General features: G+C 44.3%; 2 protein-coding genes and 1 pseudogene. 1 reads left to right on the forward strand and 2 read right to left on the reverse strand.

The features are described from left to right. Window positions 1-3,684: calcium-binding protein (locus QUA77_RS28630; RefSeq protein ID WP_333453989.1), on the forward strand; the 3,684-nt coding region annotated here is incomplete at its 5' end. A 124-nt stretch (window positions 3,685-3,808) separates the two neighbouring features. Here QUA77_RS28630 and QUA77_RS28635 read toward each other — a convergent pair. Both QUA77_RS28635 and QUA77_RS28640 read right to left on the reverse strand, forming a co-directional pair. Further along, window positions 3,809-4,357 carry a transposase gene (locus tag QUA77_RS28635; protein ID WP_333453991.1) on the reverse strand — a complete coding sequence of 183 codons (549 nt, stop codon included), beginning with the start codon at window positions 4,355-4,357 and terminating at the stop codon, window positions 3,809-3,811. Beyond that, a pseudogene (locus QUA77_RS28640) lies at window positions 4,337-4,627 on the reverse strand (IS110 family transposase); the annotation flags it as partial. The pseudogene QUA77_RS28640 and the gene QUA77_RS28635, both read right to left, overlap by 21 nt. Between the last annotated feature and the right edge of the window lie 98 nt (window positions 4,628-4,725).

Genomic DNA, 4,725 nt, shown 5'->3' on the forward strand with positions numbered 1-4,725 from the left:
CCAGTCACGCCGACACCGCCGACACCTGTTGGTACCATCGACACACAGAAGAATTGGTGCGGCGTAGAAGCTGGATTGGATAAACTTGAGAAAATTCTTAACGATCAATTACAGGCAGTTAACCTACCCATTGTCGGCCCTCTCAAGAACATTTCTCCAGATTTTATTGGCAATATCAAGACTAAGTTAGTCGATACGATTAAAAATCAGGGAAATCAAACTCTGAGTCAGTTAGAAACTAGCCTCCGCACTGCACTGGGATCGGACTTCAATGTTGCTCTCACTGGGAATTCGAGTTCTGCGGAAAGTACCTTGCTAATTACTCTGGGCAAGAAATATCAGTTTCCCGACATCAATCTCTCGAAAAACTTAGGAGTACCGGCATTAAACTTAGATGTAGATGGAAAAGCCAAATCAAAATACAACTACAACTTGTCCCTAGGAGTTGGTGTTAGTAAAGATTTCGGCTGCTACATAGATACTGACCAAACCAAGTTAACCGCCAACATTGACTTGGGTCTAAATGACCAATTCAAGGCAAAAGGCAACTTAGGTTTTTTCCAAGTTGACCTGGCAAACGATACTAAAAAACCTACTAAAGTCGATGCCAAGCTTGAAGTCAAGCTGAAAGACTTAGACAATCTGGGCGGCCCAAATGATGGCTCTCGCCTCACCTTGCCAGAACTGCAAGGTAACTATCAGTTCAAAGATTTATTCAATGCCAACTTAACGAGCAATGCTAATCTCGGTCTCACAGCAAAAACCAGCATCAACGGCAATGCTGCATTCCCCTCCTATAACTTCGACTTAGCAGTTAATTGGCCCATCCTAAATTACGCTAACGGTCAGTTAACCGGACCGCAAAAACCCACCGTTGCACTTAACAATATGCAACTAGATTTGGGGACATTTGTCAATAATTTTGCCAAACCAATTGTCGGTAAAATTTCTGATGTCATTAAACCATTTCGACCCGTTATTAACTTTCTGAATGCCGACACAAAGTTACTGTCTAAGCTAGGTATAGCGGGGCCGTTTGATAAAAATAAGGATGGCAAAGTCAGCGTACTAGAATTGGCTGCAAAAATCTCGGGTCGCAATATCGATACTCGCTTTTTAGATGCGGTTGCTAAGGTTGATAAAGTTGTTAATTTGGCAAACCAAATAGCCAACTCTCCCGATAAAATAGACTTTGGTTCCTACACTCTGGGGAATATAGATGTTACCGCTCAAAGTGCTAATCTTCAGAATGCTTCCCCAGTTCCAAAAACTACTGTACAGCAAACCGCTAAGCAACAAATAAACTCCAAAACAACCGGCAAGGTCAAGGAATTCTTAAATGCTTTACAAGATATTGATGGTTTTGATTTGCCACTCTTGACTAAACCGGAAACTGCGATTCAATTGCTGATAGGTAAACCCGATGTTTCGCTCTTAAGCTATCAGATGCCAAAACTGGGATTTGACTTTAAGATTCGGAAAGATTTTCCGATATGGGGGCCGATCAATGGTTTACTTGAAGGCAAGTTTAGTGCTTCAGCTCATCTAGGATTTGGGTACGATACCTACGGATTAAACCAGTGGAAAAATTCTAATTTTGCTGCGGGTTCTGCTAGCAAAGTTTTGGATGGATTTTATGTGAGCGATCGCCAAAATGCTGACGGTACAGGGCGAGATGTTGACGAACTCACTCTTGACGCTAGTATTGCGGTGGGCGCTGGGCTAGATGCGAAAATTGTCTCCGGTTATGTCAAAGGTGGAATTCAAGGAAAAGTCGGCATCGATCTGATAGATATTGGAGAATTCCAACCCAAAAAAGGTGGCGACGGCAAAATCCGAGTATCAGAAATCACTTCCCGCATCAGCAAACCCTCGCAACTGTTTGATGTCACAGGAAAAGTCAATGCTTTCTTGGGCGCTGAAGCTAAGGCAATTTCAGTCAAATTTTGTGAGAAAACTTTCAAAATATTTCGGAAGCGCATCAGTATACCTTATCCTTGCGGATTAGATTACAAAACAGTCTACGATAAGAACTTTGCCACATTTGAGTTAGCTAAGTTTAGTGTGGGGCCTAGTTCTAGCACGAGGGGTAGAGCAATTAACGGTTACATGGCGGGTGCGACAGTCTTCTTCGATGCCAACTTTAATGGAGTTCAGGATGAAAACGAACCGTTCTCAATTACTAACGCAGAGGGCAGCTTTGACTTAGATGTTTCTCTTGACCAATTCGACAAAAATAATAGTGGCGACCTCGAACCGGAAGAAGGCAAAATTGTACTCATAGACGGCATCAATACCTCTACTTATTTGCCACAGCAAACGCCCCTATTTGCCACACCAGATGCTATTGTCGTCACTCCGTTAACTACCCTATTGACCGAGTTTATCGAGCAAGGTACTGACCCCAATCAGGCGCAAATTCAGGTAAAATCTGCACTGGGAGTGTCGTCAGGAATTGACTTGAGTAGCTACGATCCGCTACAGGCAATTACTCAAAACGACCCGAACGGTTTGGCGGTTTATGCAGCACACGCTGAGGTGCAAAATACCATTGTTTTGATAACTGATTTAATTAGCGGTGCTTCCAATACCGCGAAAAATGAGATTGCCAAGAGCGTAATTTCCGCCGTTGCCGATCAAATTAAATCTGGCACTGTCGATTTAAGCAATTCAACGCAATTGCAGGCGATTATTGAGTCGGCGACAAGTCAACTGCAAGTACCGCAACTATCTAGTATTGCTTCGGATGCTGCCTCTATTATTGCCGAGGGAAATCAGCGAATAAAGGCGATCGCCTCCAGCAATTCCTCGCCCTCAGATGCCGCCACAGAAATCGCCCGCATACAAAAAGTTGCACAAGGAGAAGTAGCCCAAGATTTACTGCAAGTCGCAGCCGGAAATAAGACGATTCAGTCGGCGATTTCCGAAAATACTGGTGCATCTCTCAATACCCAAATTCAGTCGGCGACAGCTAACAATCCCACAGTCCGCAATACTGTAGATACTGATGACTCCAGTACACCGTCTACCTCCGAAGAACCTTTCCCCAGCAGCGGTATAGAATTCGTTAAAGATGGGGAAAATTCTACCGAAAGCACAGATGGCGATGATACCATTACGGGCAGCACTAGCGATGATATATTGCGCGGTAAAAAAGGAAATGACTTGCTGTTTAGCCTAGATGGCAACGATTGGATGAATGGCAATCAAGGGAACGACTTAACAGATGGTGGAATTGGTGACGATACTCTCTACGGCGGAAAGGGTTTTGATACTTTGACTGGTGGTGCGGCTACTGACTTCCTTTCTGGCAATCGAGGCGAAGACATCGTAATTGGTGAAAAAGCCGACGATACTCTCTACGGCGGTCAAGGCAATGATATTCTGCTAGGAGGTCAGGGTAACGATTTCCTCAGCGGCGATTTGGGGGATGATACCTTAGTAGGGGATGTAGGGAATGATAAGTTCTTACTCTCTAGCTATTCCGGTATTGATACAATTGATGATTTTGAACTCGGTAAAGACTTGTTAGTATTGGGTAACGGGTTGAGTTTCTCGCAATTGGCAATTGTCCAAGATAGCGGTGCAACTTTAATCCGATTTGCACAAACTGGGGAGATTTTAGCTTCTCTCAGTGGTGTTTCTGCTAGCAGTATTAGTGCGATAAATTTCGGATTGATTTAAGAGAGATTTGAATTCAAGCACTTGTTCTGTGAGAGTTTGAAGTAAGTACGTGAAGCGAAGCTATCCCGTAGGGAATCGCCCGTAAAGATGGTAACGAATAAGTTTTAGATACTGTCTTGACCTGTCAAGGGGTAGCAGTCAAATAATTGGGGTCGAAAGGCTTTTGGGATTTTAAAATCCCAAAAGCTAAATGCACCAGTTTCCTCATCAGCGCACCAATCACCTGCATTTTGACCTTTCCACGACCCAATAATCTCTCACTCATGGCTTTAAGCAAGGGATTGTAACGCATCGCCACTACTGCTGGCATATATAATGCTTTTCGCAGTCGGACGTTTCCGGTGCAGGACAAACGAGTTTTGCCTTTAACCGAAGTCCCAGAACTCCGTTCGCTGGGAGTTAGACCAGCATAGGCTGCTAATTGACGAGCATTATCGTAATCGGAAACCTCACCAATTTCAGCTAATAATATAGAAGCTGTTAAATCGCCTATGCCAGGAATTGAGGTCAACAAGTCACGCTGTTGTTTTAAGTGTGGGTGTTGGTCAAAATGGTCACTAATGAGTTTTTTGATTAGCTGTTGCTGTTGTTTAAGATACTCCAAGTGTTCGAGGGTAAGGGCAGCAACAGTTGGCGTAGCTGTCTCCAAACGGTTTTGTTCGCTCGTCATCATTTCTGTGACTGATTCGAGCCGTCGCAACAAAGCTTGTAATTCCTTGACTTCGGGCGCGGTTGGTGTCCACAGAGACGGTTTCATCGCCGCACAAAAACGAGCAATCAGTGCCGCATCTACGGAGTCAGTTTTAGTTCGTAGAAGTTCGCTTTTGGCAAACCCTTTAATCCTTGCTGGATTGACAATACTAACCTGAAAGCCCTCCCCATAGAGGAATTCGGCTAAAGCTTCTCCGTAGATGCTAGTAGCTTCCATACAAGCATGGAACTCGACTACACTTTGTTGTTTGAGCCTGGGGGGGTGACAAAGATGCCTAAGAGATAGACCGAATCAGGGTTGCAGCCCGCATACCTTGTTGGTAAAAGCGG

Source organism: Microcoleus sp. K5-D4 (assembly GCF_036704575.1).
GTDB lineage: Bacteria > Cyanobacteriota > Cyanobacteriia > Cyanobacteriales > Microcoleaceae > Microcoleus.